A 13,336-nucleotide genomic window follows, 5' to 3' on the forward strand; every position below is an offset into this window, starting at 1 on the left:
TCTGCCGTCGGCCATCCCGGCGCGCCCGCACCAGACCGGCGAGCTTCAGCTTGGTCAGGTGCTGGCTGACGGCGGGCAACGCGCCACCGACCCGTTCGGCGAGCCCGGTCACATCGCATTCGCCCTGCGCCAGCACCCACATGATGTGCAGCCGCGCGGGCGAGGCCAGCAGCCCGAAGGCCCCTGCCGCCTCCGCCAGCACCTGGGCAGGAGGGTCCTCGAAGTCGCCGACGCCTGCCGTCACGGTCGCTCTCCCAGCCGCCTGGGTCACCTCCGCGAACCCAACGCGCACCCAGTGTAGGTGTCGCGAACCGTGCCCCCGGGGCGCCGGGGTTTACGGCATTGCCCCGTTACGTCCGCAGGCGGCCGGCCCCGGTCGGGCCGGGCCGCCTCGCCGCCTGGACGCTTGCGCAACCGAGCAGGTAACTTCGCCGACCGGGCCTTTCCCCCGCGGCACACACAGACGAAGGAGACACGACGTGGGCATCATCGGCTGGATCATCCTGGGGCTGCTCGCCGGAGCCATCGCCAAGGTCCTTCTTCCCGGGCGCGACCCGGGCGGGCTGATCGGCACCACTCTCATCGGCATCGCGGGAGCGTTCGTCGGTGGCTGGATCTCCGCCCAGTTCTTCGACCGCCCCGTGGAGAAGCAGTTCTTCGACCTCACCACCTGGGGCGCGGCGATCGGCGGCTCCTTCGTTCTCCTCGTCCTGTACCGCATCCTGTTCGGCCACTCCCGGGATTGATCACGGGGCGGCGTCGAGATCCACTTCGAGGTTGCCGGTCTCGGTCCAGAATCCTTCGTCCGCCTCGTGCAGCCGGGACGCGGCGTGCCCGCTCGCCCAGGCGGTAGACCGTGCCGCTCGTGGCCTCCAGCACGGGGTCGGCAACCGCGTAGGCGGCGGAGCCCGACGTCATCATGGTCAGCTCACCGGTCTCCGCCCGCGCGGCACCGCCGGAGAGGGGGGCGTCCAGGTAGAGCACCCCCCGCCCGGCCAGGCGCCCCTCCAGCTCGGCGGACCAGCCGGGGTCGACCGTGGAGCACATCACGAAGACGGCCCCCGGCCGAAGCCGGTCGGCGGCCCCGTCGGCGCCGAACAGCATCGATTCGACCTGCGCCGCGTTGACCACGCGCAGGTTGATCACGTCGGGCGAGTATGTCCTCCGACGGGCGGGGTCGGCTGCCGGCACCAACGCGTCCAGGGCATGGCTCGTCACCCACGCGGGGTCGAGCATCACCGGCGGCCACCGGTGCCGCTCGACCTCGGCAAGTGGCGATTGCTCCTGCCACCGGTCGTGGCAGCGCTCGCCCCGCCCCGGGCCGGGCGGCGGACGCATCACGGCCGTTCGTCCGGGCCCCGATCCTCGGGTTCTCCGGCGAGGCCCTCCTCGTCCACGACGTGAACAGCCGCCTCTTCGGCACCAGCGGCACCGGCGTCGATGCCGACGTCGGAAGCCCACAATTCCTTATCGGTGTCCGGGCCGACTCCCTCGTCCGGGGCCACCAGTCGCCCTGCCCGCTCCTCGCCGGCCTCGGGGTCCAGCGACTCTCCCTCGCCGCCGGGCAGGTCGCCGATACCGTCGCCCTCCTCCACCCCGACGTCCGGGGTCTCCTGGTCGAGCCTTTGGTCGAGGGATTCCCCCTCGTGCTGTTCCGCGGCCGTGGTGCCCACCTTGCTCACGCCCAGGGGCTTTTCCGGTGGCGAGTAACCCTCCTCCAGGATGTCGTCGTAGCCGCGTTCGTCCAGCGCGTCCTCGAGGTCCAAAGGCGCCGCGTCCTCCTGCTCCTCGTTGCCGCCGACGGGCTGATAGACGTCGTCCGCCATGCTGTCGTCACTCATGATCGCCTCCATGCTTCCGAGCCTTGGACGTGATCGGCCGAGTACCCCCTCGCGGCCCGGTCAGCTGCCCCTGATCAGGCGATGCCGTGGTTCCTCCGTGGTGTCTCCGTCCAGCGGCGAATGGCTCACCCCCGGCGGCCCTGGCCTTGTGACATCGGGCCGCGCTTGGCACACTTTTCTTCGCAGCGGCCCGCCCGCGCAGAGGCGGGGCCGAAACGGCCTTCCCGGTCCCCGCCGGCAGGGCCGTCAGACAGACGGCCAGCTCCGCAGGGCCATGTCGGCCACCTGTTGCAGGTCATCACGCGTAGCGCGGCTGGCGGCTTGGACGGCGATGCCGTTCGCCACGGTCATGAGATAGCGGGCGAGCATTCCGGGATCGGCACCGGGGGGCAGGTCTCCTTCGTCGACGGCTTGCTCGAACCGGTCGCGGAGAAGGGAAATGGCCTCGTCGCGCCAGGCGATGAGGGCGTCGCGGGCGCTGCGCCCCGGGTCGCCGGCGGCGAGGGACCCTTGGACGCCCAGACACCCGGCGGGGCAGCCGGGGCGCGTGGTGGCGCGAACGGAGCCGTCCAGGAACGCGGTGGCCACCTGCCGGGCGGTCGGCTCCCGCAGGGCCCGGGCCCCGTACGAGGCGGGGCCTTCCGTATATCGCTCCAGGGCCTTGCGGAACAGGTCCTCCTTGTTGCCGAAGGCCGCGTACATGCTGGTGCGGGTGATACCCATGGCCTTGGTCAAGTCGGTGAGGCTGGCGCCTTCGTAGCCCTGCTCCCAGAAGACCCGCATGGCGCGCTCAAGGGCCTCGTCGGCGTCGAATCCCCGTGGGCGGCCGATCGGCGCCTTCTGCCGCGTCTCCATGCCGTCCATCATATCTTTCCGTATCGGTCGGTACAGATGTGCTACGGTCCACTTCAGTACCGATCGGTACCGAAAACTGTGGAGGTCATTTCCGTGGGACAGTTCGAAGGCAAGACCGCCGTCGTCACCGGCGGCAGCACCGGGATCGGCCTGGCAACCGCCATCCGGCTGGCGGCCGAGGGCGCGCACGTGTTCATCACCGGCCGGCGCAAGGCCGCGCTGGACGCGGCCGTGGAGACCATCGGCCCGGCGGGAGCCACCGCCGTGGTGGGTGACATCTCCGACCTGACCGACCTGGATCGCCTCTACGACGCGGTCCGCGCCCGGGGCCGGGGCCTGGACGTGGTCTTCGCGAACGCGGCGAGCGCGTCGTTCGCGACACTGGAGCAGACCACCGAGCAGCACTTCGACCAGACCTTCGGCGTCAACGTGCGCGGCACGCTGTTCACCGTGCAGAAGGCCCTGCCTCTGCTCAACGACGGCGCATCGGTGATCCTGAACTCCTCGGTCCGCGCCGGTGACGGTGTCGCGGCGTTCGGCACCTACGCGGCCTCCAAGGCGGCGATCCGGTCCTACGCCCGGACCTGGGCCAACGAGCTCAAGGACCGCAACATCCGGGTCAACGCGATTTCCCCCGGCACCATTGACACTCCCGGACTCGACGCTGTCGCCGACACGGGGGACGCGCCCGTCACCACGTCACAGTTCGCCGCAGGCGTCCCCCTCGGCCGGATCGGGCACCCGGACGAAGTCGCCAACGTGGTCGCCTTCCTCGCCTCCGAGCAGAGCAGCTTCATCCTCGGGGCCAACCTGTACATCGACGGCGGCGAGGCCCAGCTGTGATTCACCGGCGGTCCGTCAAGACCGAGGACCGTGTCCGCACACCCGAAGAACTCACCGCGCGCGGCCGAGTTGTTCGCGCTCGTCGAGAGAGGCGAGCACGGTTCGAAAGTCAGTAGGCGTCCGGCAGTAGCCGGAAGTCGTCGAAATCGAATCCGGGCGAGACCACGCAACTCACCAGCACCTCTTCATCGCCGGCCGGGAGGGCAGCCTGCCAGTGCCCAGCCGGCACGAGGGCCTGCGGCCGCTGGCCGCTCGCGAGGTCGGGGCCGAGCATGACTTTCTCAGGGTCCCTCTCCGGCCTCTCCCCGGAACCGCCCAGCAAGAGCGACAGGGGACCGCCACGGTGCCACAGCCATAGTTCCGGCGAACGAACGGTGTGCCAGCGGGACTCCTCATCGGGAGGCAAGAGAAAATAGATGGCCGAGCAGAGGGACCTTTGCCCCGGGTAGCCCTCCGGCTGTGTCTCGGTGGCACTGCGCCAGGTTTCCTTGTACCAACCTCCTTCGGGGTGGGCACTCATCTGGAGCAGTCGGGCCGTCTCGGGCATTTTCTCGGTCATGTGAGCTTCCCTTCCTCTCAGCAGGCCACAGCCGCTGTGAGGCAGCATGCCTGTGGTGGTGACATAGCTGACCTACCCGCTTGCCGGCCAAACCTTCCGTTGACCGGCCCGTTCGCGGCGTCCGGCCCCGGTCCCGACCGCCCCCTCCCGCTCGATCGCGCCCAGGCATTACGTCCTGACAGGGGGCCGGAGATCACACCATCCGGATGTTCTGTGGCTCCCTCACGGAACGAGCCGTACGACGACGCACGCTACGAGGTCGACGGTCCGGTCCAGTCGGCCGCCACATGACCGATGCGCACCCGCTGCGGGTGGTCGCCGACCGTCACGGACGCGGTCTTCTCGCCCGTCGCGAAGTCGATCGCGGTGACCCGGTCGGCACCGCTCTCGGAGACGACGCAGGAGGTGCCGTCGCCGCTCACCGTCGCCCAGTACGGCTTCGAGGCCGGCACCAGGGGCCCTTCCTGAAGCGATTCCCGGTCGACGACGGTCGCGTAGTCGTCCATCGTCCCGGCCACGCACAGCTTCTTGCCGTCGGGGCTCATCGACAGCCCGTGGTGGCGGGAGTCGTTGACCCAGGTGGTGCGATCCTCGCTGGTCGCCGGATTCTTCGGGAGGGTTTTCGCGCGGGTGATCTTGTCCTTGGCCACGTCGTACTCCAGGAACCCGTTGAAGAAGGAGACCTGGAAGTAGAGCTTGGACTCGTCGGGGGTGAAGGCGACGGGCCGGACCGCGTCGGACAGGTCCTTGCGGCCGAAGGCGTCGAGCCGTTCGCGCATGTCGATGACCTTGACCTGCCGATACGTGTTCGCGTCGACCACGGTGATGCGCCGGTCACCCTTCGTCCAGTCCATCGAGGGATCGTCCAGGGCGGTGTTGACCTCGCCGATCGACATGTTCCAGAGGTACTTCCCGCCATCGGTGAAGACGTTCTCATGGGGCTTGTCACCGGTGGCGAACGAACCGAGTTGCTCACCGGTCTCGATGTCGAGGACGTGCACCGTATTCGACGTGGAAGCCGACACCGCCACGCGTTTCCCGTCGGGCGACACGGCCATGTGGTCCGCGCGGAACCCCGACACGGGAAAGCGCCAGTTGATTTTGCCCGTCGCGACGTCGATCGAGACCACGTCGGCGAAGCTGGGCCGGGAGACGACGATGGCCGAACCGTCCGGGGTCGAGTACATGTCGTCAACGAACTGGTCGTGCCCCTCCCCCGGCCCCAGCCGGATCCCCAGGAAGAAGGCGAGCTTGATGGGGTTGAGGTAGATCTCGGCGAGCCGCTGGTCCTTGTCCGGTATGACGTTGATCCGGCCGATCCTCGCCAGGTCACCGCTGGACTTGATGACATCGGCGGTGCCGTCCCAGTTGTTACCCACGAACATCACCTCCCGCAGGCCGGTCGCTTTGGCCTGCGCGGAGGCACTCGCCGCCGTGGAACCGGTCACGGCCAGCACCAGGGCAGCGGCGAGAGAGAGAACGATCCGGGTGGAGCCACGGTGCTCGGAAGGCATGGCCACTCCATTCGAAGCGGGGGTCTGTCGTCGTCGGGGCGCCACCTACTGGAAAGTAATGAAGGCGGATGCCTCTCACAAGAGTTCTGACGACAAAAAATGACAGCCACTCAACTTTGCTGGATACCATGACGCCCGCCGCCGACCCGGACCGCCAGGGTCGTGGCCGACGCGTGTTCGGCGCGCACGGCCTGGGGCGTCACCAGTTGGCGGGTTCCGCCAGGCTGTACGACTTCGCGATGCGTGCCTGGTCGCGGAAGACGGCGAGCCCCCGGGGCCCGGCGGGAGGATTCTCGCGCCAGCCGGTGCAGTAGATGCCGGAGGACCAGCGGATCGTGTTGGACGTCCTGGGCAGCACAGGGACTTTGCTCTTGCTGTACGCCGTGACGCCGTTGACCCAGATCTCGATGGCGCCGTTGGCCGCGTCGAACTTCAGGCGCGTGACGATCCGGATCCAGGTGCCGCGCAGATTCGTGACCTTGGCGACGTGCGCACCGAAACCGCCGAAGCCGCCGATGCGCAAGTCGTCGTTCTGGATGTACATCAGCTCCCAGGGGCCCTCCGGATCCTCGGGCGACCATTGCTGGAACGTCACGTTCTGGTTGTGGAAGCGCCAGGTGGGGGCAAGGTAGACGGCCTCCAGAGCATCACCACAGAGAGATCCGATGTCCAGCGGCGCCAAGAGCGACGCCGGCCGCCACGCCCGAGCGGGCCGGCACACACCTTCCCGCACACCCCGCCGTGATCTACGCCATAAGCGCGCCAGAAGCGCCGTTCTCGCCGGGACAGCGAAGTGTCCGGGTGACGCAGATTGTGACCACGGAACTCGCCAGTAGGGCGGCTCGAAGTGACCATGCCGGTCGCGCGGCCGAGACATGTGCCCACCCGTGAAGTTTCCGTGAAGAAGCGGAATGCTAGCGTCCACGGCGCCTTGACGTTGCAAAGAAGAGGGGGAGCTTTGGCACACCTTGATCACTTCAGCGCTGGACGCACTCGTCACCGCCGTGCAGTCCGAACGCTCCGCCAACCTGCGCCGACTCGCCGCACCCAGCCGTGAACGGGCCGACAACGCGGCGGACAAGGAGAGGAACACCGACGCGGCCGTCGCCGCGCTCCGGCACCCGGACCGCCCGACGAGTCCGAACCGTATGAGCAAGCGCGGAAACCGTCCGAGCGCACACCGGAGGAGGCCCGCGCTGTCATGGCGTCCTTCCGGACGGGCTGGACCCGCGGCCAGGCCGTCAGGACGGCGCCGCGCGACCACGACACAGCAGGCGAAGGAGAGCACCGACTGGCTTCTGGAGGAACTCATCACCCAGGTACCGGAGATCAGACACGCGATCGTGCTCTCCGGCGACGGACTGCCGGTCGGCACGTCGAAGACGCTGTCCCGGGACGACACGGAGCGGTTCGCCGCGATCGCCTCCGGCTTCCACAGCCTCGCCAAAGGCACCGGACGCCACTTCAGGGCGGGCAGGGTCGTCCAGACGCTGGTCGAGCTGGAGGAGGGATTCCTGTTCGTCGTCACCGCCGGCGAGGGCTCCTGCCTGGCGGTGTTCAGTGACGCCGGCGGCGATGTCGGCCTGGTCGCCTACGAGATGGCGCGGCTCGTCAAGCGGGTCGGCGCGCACCTCGGCACTCCGGCGCGCGGCGAGGCCGGTGAGACCTCACGCCTCGATGACTGACTCCGATCAGCGCTGGTACGACGACGAGGCGGGGCCCTTGGTACGTCTCTACGCCGTGACGACCGGGCGGGCACACGCCGGCACCGAGCAGCGGCTCGATCTGATGACCGTCATCCACGCGGTGCCGCCGGACCCCGCTCGCGATCTGGTGCTCTCGCCCGAGCAGACGGCGATCCTGCGCCTGTGCGGCACACGACCGCATCCGGTGGCCGACATCGCCTCCGACTCCGGACTGCCACTGACAGTCGTACGAGTGCTCCTCGGCGATCTGCTGACAGCGGGCCTGATCCGCGCCACGCCGCCCGTCCCCCCGGCCCGGCTCCCCGACGCACGCATCCTCAGGAGAGTGATCGATGGACTCCGAACGCTCTGACACGCCGGCATCCTTTCTCGCCCTCAAGATCCTGGTGGCCGGGGGCTTCGGGATCGGCAAGACCACGTTCGTCGGCGCGGTCAGCGAAATCCGGCCGTTGAACACGGAGGAGCTTCTGACGGAGGCGGGCCGGATGGACGACAGCCTGGACGAGGTCGCCGACAAGCGCACCACCACCGTGGCACTGGACTTCGGCCGGATCACCTTCGGCGACGACCTCGCACTGTACGTTTTCGGCACTCCGGGCCAGGACCGGTTCTGGTTTCTGTGGGACGAGCTGGCCACCGGCGCTCTGGGCGCGGTGGTGCTCGCGGACACCCGGAGGCTGCGGGACTCCTTCCCGGCCGTCGACTACTTCGAGCGGCGCCGGCTGCCGTTCGTCGTGGCCGTCAACTGCTTCAACGGCCTCCGGGACTACAGCGCGTGTGAAGTGGCGACGGCACTCGACCTGGACGAGAAGACCCCGGTGGTGCTGTGCGACGCGCGGGACCGGGACTCCGGGAAGGAGGTCCTGATCACGCTGGTCGAGCTGGCGGGCGAAGCCGCCACCACGCCCACCGCGTAACGCTTCGGGACCAGCCGCGACGCCGGTTCCCGAACACGAGCGCTGAACGCCGCCTGACCCGGGCCCGCATCACCTGCCCTCTCAGACCTCCAGCGTGATGCCGTGCCGGCGCAGCCATCCGTCGAGACCGAGGACGAGTTCGGCGCTCGGCCGGACGTCCCCCCGCCCGCCGGCGGCGGTTGCCTGCTTCAGCACCCCGGTGTCCAGCAGCGGACGTACGGGCGCGTCCCGGTCTGCCGCCAGGCGGGCCAGCTCCGTCCGCAGAGCCTCGGCATAGCGGGGGTCCTGGGTGCTGGGGTACGGGCTCTTGACCCGGTCGGCGATGATGTCCGGCAGGATGTCGCGCGTCGCGGCGCGCAGCAGGGATTTCTCGCGCCCGTCGAACGTCTTCATCGCCCAGGGGATGTTGAAGACGTATTCGACCAGCCGGTGGTCGCAGAACGGCACCCGCACCTCCAGGCCGACGGCCATGCTGGCCCGGTCCTTGCGGTCGAGGAGGACCTGCATGAAGCGGGTCAGGTGCAGATAGCCGACCTCGCGCATGCGGCGCTCCAGCCCCTTGTCACCGTCCAGGCGCGGCACTTCGGCCAGTGCCTCGCGATAGCGCTGGTGCTCGTATCCGGGCAGGTCCAGTGTGGACAGCAGCCCGGGATCCAGCAGCGTGGTCTCGTGCCCCCCGTTGCCACCGGAGAACGTCGCGGTCACGTGGGCCGCGATCCACGGGAAGGTGTCGGCGTGCACGGCCTTGGGGAGGTGGAACCATCGGTAGCCGCCGAAGATCTCGTCCGCCGCCTCCCCGGAGAGGGCGACCGTCGAATGTTCGCGGATGGCCTTGAACAGGAGGTAGAGGGAGGTGTCACCGTCACCGAAGGTGTTGGGCAGGTCACGAGCGCGCCGGATGGCGGCCCGGTGGCCGGGGTCCATGAGTTCGGCGGTGTCCAGGACGATGTCGTTGTGGTCGGAGCGCACATGGCCGGCGAGGCCTCCCCGATCTCACCATCGGCCAGCACCCGGCCGGAGTCCGGATCGACGACAAGCAGCTCGTGGCCCTCCGGCGCGCCCCCGCAGCCGACCATGGGCACGCTGTCGCCCTCCGCGCCCACCGCCCGGCCGCGCGACAGCTCCTCCCGGTCCACCCACTCGACGCTGAGGGGCGTCCCGGGCGTCTTGGCCGTCACCAGCAGCGTGGCCTCGGCGAGCCCGTAACACGGGATCAGGGTCTCCTCCCGGTAGCCCCGGGGCGCGAACCGCTCCCGGAAGGCGTTCAGGGTGCCGAGCACGATCGGCTCGGAGCCGCAGAAGACGTGCCGGAGCGACGACAGGTCCACACCGGCCAGATCCTCCTCGTCCACCGTGTCCGCACACAGCTGGAAGGCGAAGTTCGGCGCGACGGTGATGGTCACGCGGTGTTCGGTGATCGCCTGGAGCCAGCGGGCCGGCTGCTGCACGAAGTGCTCCGGCGTCATCATCAGCAACGGCCAGCCGCCGTACAGCGCCAGCATGATGGTCCCGATGAGTCCCATGTCGTGATAGGGCGGTAACCAGGTCAGCCCGACGCGATCGTCCTCCGCACCGATGTGCCGACCGATGGCGTGGCAGTTGCTCATCAGATTGGCGTGCGTCAGCTCCACACCCTTCGGATCGCCCGTCGAGCCGGACGAATACTGGATCAGCGCTGTGTCCGTCGGCCGCACCGGATCGTGCGGCGCCGTCGGGACATGGCTGCCGGCCGCCTTCGGGAGGGGTTCGTCGTCCAGCGGAATCAGCCGCGGCGCCCTGTCCCCACCGGCCGCCATCCCGGCTAATCGCCGCTCATGGCGGGAATCGGCCAGGATCGCACCGGGCACACAGTCCGCCAGGATCGAACGCAGCCGGGCCACGGCCCGCCGGTTGGTCGGAGGAAAGGCCGGGACGGCCGTCGCACCGGCCTGGAGTATCCCCATCAGCCCGGCTACGAACCGCAATCCGGGCTGACCGGCCAACACCACGCGGTCGCCCCCGTGTCCCTGGGACCTCAACCGCGCCGCCACGGCGTCGGAGTACCGCTTCAGGTCGCCGTAGGTCCACGATGCGACGCGGTGACTGGTCCCGTCAGCCAGAAGGCGGAACGCCGGGAGGTGCGGGGTGAGGCGTGCCCGGACAGCGAGGATGCCGGTGAGCGTCGCATCCGGCCGGGACATGTACAGCGCGATCTGTGAGGATGCTCGATCCTGCTGAGGTGTCGCGACCTCCTGCTCCACCGAACCCCTTCCCCGAGCCGACAACAGCCGATCAGAGCGCGGCGGTAGCGTAGCTCTCCACCTTCCGCTTGACCACAGGGCAAATGGCCCACCATCCGCGCGGCGCCGGATGCCGGAAGGGGAGGACGGCGGGTTCTCAGAGAGGGGACAGCGCCCGGCCGGCGCCTCAGTCGCTGTGGGCGAGCGGCTCGGGATCGGCGTCGAGCGCGTCGAGCACCGCGTCGCCGTTCGCCCTCGCCCACTCGGTCAGCATGTGGATCGGCTCGATCAGCGTCGCCCCGAGCGGGGTGAGTTCGTACTCGACGCGGGGCGGCACCTCCGCGTAGGCGTGGCGGCGGATGAGTCCGTGCGCCTGGAGCCGTCGGAGCGTCTGGGTGAGCATCTTGCGGGAGATGCCGCCGATCAGCTCGATCAGCTCACCATGACGCAACGGGCCCTCGCTGAGCCCGTAGAGCACGACCACCGTCCACTTGTCGGCGATCAGCTCGACCGCCAGACGCGCCGGACAGTCGGCGAGAAAGAAGGCACCGCGACCGAAACCGCTCATGGCGCCCAAGGTACCCGCCCCTCGGGTACCTGCTGGTTCCTATCGGAAACCTAGCCTGGGCCTCTCCCCCTCCCGAACCAGGAGAGTCATGCGCGTCATCACCCAGCAGACGCTCGGCGGTCCCGAGGTGCTCACCATCGTGGACGCCCCCGAGCCCCGGCCCCTCCCCACCGAGGTACTCGTCCGCGTCAAGGCGATCGGGCTGAACCCGCTGGAGGCGCGCCTGCGCGCCGGCGAGTTCCCGCTGATCGGCCGGCCGCCGTTCGTCCTCGGCTGGGACATCAGCGGAGTGGTCGAGGAGGCGCCGCAGACGTGGCGGTTCAGGCCCGGCGACGAGGTGTTCGGGATGCCGCTGTTCCCGCGGGCGGCGAGCGCGTACGCCGAGGTCGTGTCGGCGCCGGCGTTGCACCTGGCGCGCAAGCCGGCGTCGCTTACGCACATCGAGGCGTCGGCGCTGCCGGTCGTCGGCCTGACGGCGTGGCAGGGCCTCGTCGACCTCGGCGGCGTGACCGAGGGCGACCGCGTCCTGATCCACGGCGGTGGTGGCGGGGTCGGCCACGTCGCGATCCAGATCGCGAAGGCGCTCGGCGCGCACGTGACCGCGACCGCCGGCGGGAGCAAGCGGACGTTCGTCGAGGAGATCGGCGCCGACGAGGTGATCGACTACACGGCGGTCGACTTCACCGAGGCGGTCCGCGACATCGACGTCGTGCTCGACACGATCGGCGGCGACACCGTCGAGCGGTCGCTCGGCGTGCTCCGCCCGGGCGGTCACCTGGTGACGGCGGTGGCCGAGGAGGATTCGGAGCTGACCGCCAGGTACGAGGCGGCCGGCATGCGCTTCAGCGGCATCGCGGTCGACCCCGATCCGGTCGCCCTGCGAGGTCTGGTCGAACTCGTCGAACAGGGCAGGCTGCGGGTCCATGTGCGGGAGACGTTCCCGTTCGAGCGCGTCGCCGACGCCCACCGGCTGCTCGACGGCGGTCACCTCCAGGGCAAGCTCGTCCTCACCGTCTGACCTCAGCTGCCCGGCGGGACGGAGTCCCGTACAGGTCTCGTATGCGGAGTCGGCCGGGGCGGAGGTGTCGCTAACCCCCCTTCGGGCCCCTGGGGCTGGCCCCCGTACGGCCGGGGTGTTGACGCCATGGCGCCGCATGCTCCCCGGTCCGTACGTTGGGGCAGGTCAGAGCCTTGCCGACCGAATCAGTACCGGAGCCCTCCATGTCTCCTGCCACCGCGCCGTCCGCATCCACCGCACCCGTCGGCGCCACCGCGCGGGAGGGGAGTGACTTCGCTCCCCTGCTGCGGAAGGTCAGGGGACAAGGGCTGCTGGAGCGTCGCAAGGGCTGGTACGCGCGGATGATCACCGTGAACCTCCTCGCCCTGGCCGCCGTGGTGACGGGGCTCGTCCTCGCCGGGGACACCTGGTGGACGCTGCTGCTCGCCGCACCGCTCGCGGTCCTGTCCGCCCGCACCGCCTACGTCGGCCACGACGCCGGGCACGCCCAGATCGCCGTCGGCCGCCGGGCGAACCGCGCCATCGGACTCCTCCACGCCAATGTGCTCCTGGGCATGAGCTGCGCGTGGTGGAACGACAAGCACAACCGGCACCACGCCAACCCCAACCACATCGAGAAGGACCCGGACGTCGGCGCCGGCGCACTGGTGTGGACCGCGGAACAGGCCGCCGAGCGCCGCGGGTTCGCCCGGTGGGTCACCCGCCACCAGGCCTGGCTGTTCTTCCCGATGCTGCTGCTCGAAGGCATCGCCCTGAAGGTGAGCAGCGTCAAGGACCTGCGGCGGCAGCCGGTGCGCGAGCGGGCCGTCGAGGGCACGCTGCTGGCACTGCACATGGCCGGTTACGGCGCCCTGCTGCTCACCTGCCTGCCGGTGGGCAAGGCCATCGCGTTCGCGCTGCTCCATCAGGCGCTCTTCGGGCTCATCCTGGGGATGGCCTTCGCACCCAACCACAAGGGCATGGACATGCCCGACCCGGCGGGCGAGCGCTGGGGCCATCTGCGCCGCCAGGTCCTGACCTCGCGGAACGTCCGGGGCGGGCCGGTCACGGACTGGCTGCTCGGCGGGCTGAACTACCAGATCGAACACCACCTCTTCCCGAACACGCCCCGGCCCCACCTCAGGCTCGTACAGCCTCTGGTCCGCGAACACTGCCACAGCCTCGGGCTCCCTTACGCCGAGACCGGACTGCTCGACTCCTACCGGCAAGGACTGCGGCACATGCACACCGTCGGCGGTGCGGCCCGGCGCGAATGAGAGCGCCGTCGGCCGCCGTGCGGGTCGTCGTCCTCGATGT

At 69.7% G+C, this 13,336-nt stretch carries 15 protein-coding genes and 2 pseudogenes; 7 read left to right on the forward strand and 10 right to left on the reverse strand.

All coding sequences use genetic code 11. From position 1 onward, the window contains the following. A partial coding sequence (locus ASC60_RS36855; RefSeq protein WP_055558115.1) for a metalloregulator ArsR/SmtB family transcription factor occupies positions 1-244 on the reverse strand: 244 nt, incomplete at its 3' end. 235 nt (positions 245-479) lie between these two features. Here ASC60_RS36855 and ASC60_RS36860 point away from each other — a divergent pair. Continuing rightward, positions 480-746: a GlsB/YeaQ/YmgE family stress response membrane protein gene (locus tag ASC60_RS36860; protein ID WP_055558116.1), complete on the forward strand. Its 267-nt coding sequence runs from the start codon at positions 480-482 to the stop codon at positions 744-746. On the opposite strand, the gene ASC60_RS43565 is transcribed toward ASC60_RS36860, so the two are convergent. From ASC60_RS43565 to ASC60_RS36870, 3 genes are all read right to left on the reverse strand, one after another. Then, positions 664-1,338 (reverse strand): NAD(P)-binding domain-containing protein, encoded by a 675-nt coding sequence (locus ASC60_RS43565; protein WP_370593012.1) that lies wholly within the window; start codon positions 1,336-1,338, stop codon positions 664-666. The genes ASC60_RS36860 and ASC60_RS43565 overlap by 83 nt on opposite strands. Next, complete coding sequence (locus tag ASC60_RS36865) at positions 1,338-1,841, reverse strand: DUF5709 domain-containing protein (RefSeq protein WP_055558117.1); 504 nt, start codon at positions 1,839-1,841, stop codon at positions 1,338-1,340. Before ASC60_RS36865 ends, ASC60_RS43565 begins: the two co-directional genes overlap by 1 nt. Before the next feature lie 246 nt (positions 1,842-2,087). Next, entirely contained in the window at positions 2,088-2,696 is a 609-nt protein-coding gene (locus ASC60_RS36870) for a TetR/AcrR family transcriptional regulator (RefSeq protein ID WP_055558118.1), read from the reverse strand. A gap of 93 nt (positions 2,697-2,789) precedes the next feature. On the opposite strand from ASC60_RS36870, the gene ASC60_RS36875 reads away from it, so the two are divergent. After that, positions 2,790-3,539 (forward strand): SDR family NAD(P)-dependent oxidoreductase, encoded by a 750-nt coding sequence (locus tag ASC60_RS36875; protein ID WP_055558119.1) that lies wholly within the window; start codon positions 2,790-2,792, stop codon positions 3,537-3,539. Positions 3,540-3,648: 109 nt separating this feature from the next. Here the strand turns inward: ASC60_RS36875 and ASC60_RS36880 are convergent, their stop codons facing one another. The 3 genes from ASC60_RS36880 to ASC60_RS44300 all read right to left on the reverse strand — a co-directional run bounded on the left by ASC60_RS36880 (position 3,649) and on the right by ASC60_RS44300 (position 6,489). Further along, positions 3,649-4,098: a cupin domain-containing protein gene (locus tag ASC60_RS36880; RefSeq protein ID WP_055558091.1), complete on the reverse strand. Its 450-nt coding sequence runs from the start codon at positions 4,096-4,098 to the stop codon at positions 3,649-3,651. Positions 4,099-4,349: 251 nt separating this feature from the next. Next, positions 4,350-5,612, reverse strand: a complete 1,263-nt coding sequence (locus ASC60_RS36885; protein ID WP_055558092.1) for a YncE family protein — start codon at positions 5,610-5,612, stop codon at positions 4,350-4,352. A gap of 199 nt (positions 5,613-5,811) precedes the next feature. Beyond that, positions 5,812-6,489, reverse strand: a complete 678-nt coding sequence (locus ASC60_RS44300; RefSeq protein ID WP_370593013.1) for a heparin lyase I family protein — start codon at positions 6,487-6,489, stop codon at positions 5,812-5,814. 271 nt (positions 6,490-6,760) lie between these two features. Between ASC60_RS44300 and ASC60_RS36895 the strand changes: the two genes are divergently transcribed. Genes ASC60_RS36895 through ASC60_RS36905 form a run of 3 tightly spaced genes read left to right on the forward strand, consistent with a single transcriptional unit; the run spans position 6,761 to position 8,235 of the window. After that, on the forward strand, positions 6,761-7,297 hold the full coding sequence (locus ASC60_RS36895; RefSeq protein WP_079038883.1) for a roadblock/LC7 domain-containing protein: 537 nt from the start codon (positions 6,761-6,763) through the stop codon (positions 7,295-7,297). Next, positions 7,290-7,670: a DUF742 domain-containing protein gene (locus ASC60_RS36900; protein WP_055558093.1), complete on the forward strand. Its 381-nt coding sequence runs from the start codon at positions 7,290-7,292 to the stop codon at positions 7,668-7,670. The genes ASC60_RS36895 and ASC60_RS36900 overlap by 8 nt, the downstream gene beginning before the upstream one ends. Continuing rightward, positions 7,651-8,235: an ATP/GTP-binding protein gene (locus ASC60_RS36905; RefSeq protein ID WP_055558094.1), complete on the forward strand. Its 585-nt coding sequence runs from the start codon at positions 7,651-7,653 to the stop codon at positions 8,233-8,235. The genes ASC60_RS36900 and ASC60_RS36905 overlap by 20 nt, the downstream gene beginning before the upstream one ends. Positions 8,236-8,316: 81 nt before the next feature. Here ASC60_RS36905 and ASC60_RS36910 read toward each other — a convergent pair. The 3 genes and pseudogenes from ASC60_RS36910 to ASC60_RS36925 form a co-directional block, all read right to left on the reverse strand. Beyond that, positions 8,317-9,216, reverse strand: a pseudogene (locus ASC60_RS36910) (asparagine synthetase B); the annotation flags it as partial. Between the two features lie 14 nt (positions 9,217-9,230). Then, positions 9,231-10,415 (reverse strand): annotated as a pseudogene (locus tag ASC60_RS43570) (AMP-binding protein); the annotation flags it as partial. Positions 10,416-10,641: 226 nt separating this feature from the next. Further along, the gene (locus tag ASC60_RS36925) at positions 10,642-11,022 is read right to left on the reverse strand and encodes a helix-turn-helix domain-containing protein (protein ID WP_055558097.1); all 381 of its coding nucleotides are present in this window, start codon (positions 11,020-11,022) and stop codon (positions 10,642-10,644) included. An 88-nt stretch (positions 11,023-11,110) separates the two neighbouring features. On the opposite strand from ASC60_RS36925, the gene ASC60_RS36930 reads away from it, so the two are divergent. Both ASC60_RS36930 and ASC60_RS36935 read left to right on the forward strand, forming a co-directional pair. Further along, on the forward strand, positions 11,111-12,040 hold the full coding sequence (locus ASC60_RS36930; RefSeq protein WP_055558098.1) for an NADP-dependent oxidoreductase: 930 nt from the start codon (positions 11,111-11,113) through the stop codon (positions 12,038-12,040). 203 nt (positions 12,041-12,243) lie between these two features. Then, a complete protein-coding gene (locus ASC60_RS36935) occupies positions 12,244-13,296 on the forward strand; it encodes an acyl-CoA desaturase (protein WP_055558099.1) in 1,053 nt (350 codons plus the stop codon). Positions 13,297-13,336: the final 40 nt, after the last annotated feature.

It is taken from the genome of Streptomyces sp. NBRC 110028 (assembly GCF_001417735.1).
Taxonomy (GTDB): Bacteria; Actinomycetota; Actinomycetes; order Streptomycetales; family Streptomycetaceae; genus Streptomyces.

What these genes read in the sequence shown, in the direction of transcription:
- ASC60_RS43565 (WP_370593012.1), bottom strand. Translation starts at nt 1,338, where the DNA reads ATGCGTCCGCCGCCCGGCCCGGGGCGGGGCGAGCGCTGCCACGACCGG.
- ASC60_RS36865 (WP_055558117.1), bottom strand. Translation starts at nt 1,841, where the DNA reads ATGAGTGACGACAGCATGGCGGACGACGTCTATCAGCCCGTCGGCGGC.
- ASC60_RS36870 (WP_055558118.1), bottom strand. Translation starts at nt 2,696, where the DNA reads ATGGAGACGCGGCAGAAGGCGCCGATCGGCCGCCCACGGGGATTCGAC.
- ASC60_RS36880 (WP_055558091.1), bottom strand. Translation starts at nt 4,098, where the DNA reads ATGACCGAGAAAATGCCCGAGACGGCCCGACTGCTCCAGATGAGTGCC.
- ASC60_RS36885 (WP_055558092.1), bottom strand. Translation starts at nt 5,612, where the DNA reads ATGCCTTCCGAGCACCGTGGCTCCACCCGGATCGTTCTCTCTCTCGCC.
- ASC60_RS44300 (WP_370593013.1), bottom strand. Translation starts at nt 6,489, where the DNA reads ATGTCTCGGCCGCGCGACCGGCATGGTCACTTCGAGCCGCCCTACTGG.
- ASC60_RS36895 (WP_079038883.1), top strand. Translation starts at nt 6,761, where the DNA reads ATGAGCAAGCGCGGAAACCGTCCGAGCGCACACCGGAGGAGGCCCGCG.
- ASC60_RS36900 (WP_055558093.1), top strand. Translation starts at nt 7,290, where the DNA reads ATGACTGACTCCGATCAGCGCTGGTACGACGACGAGGCGGGGCCCTTG.
- ASC60_RS36905 (WP_055558094.1), top strand. Translation starts at nt 7,651, where the DNA reads ATGGACTCCGAACGCTCTGACACGCCGGCATCCTTTCTCGCCCTCAAG.
- ASC60_RS36925 (WP_055558097.1), bottom strand. Translation starts at nt 11,022, where the DNA reads ATGAGCGGTTTCGGTCGCGGTGCCTTCTTTCTCGCCGACTGTCCGGCG.
- ASC60_RS36930 (WP_055558098.1), top strand. Translation starts at nt 11,111, where the DNA reads ATGCGCGTCATCACCCAGCAGACGCTCGGCGGTCCCGAGGTGCTCACC.
- ASC60_RS36935 (WP_055558099.1), top strand. Translation starts at nt 12,244, where the DNA reads ATGTCTCCTGCCACCGCGCCGTCCGCATCCACCGCACCCGTCGGCGCC.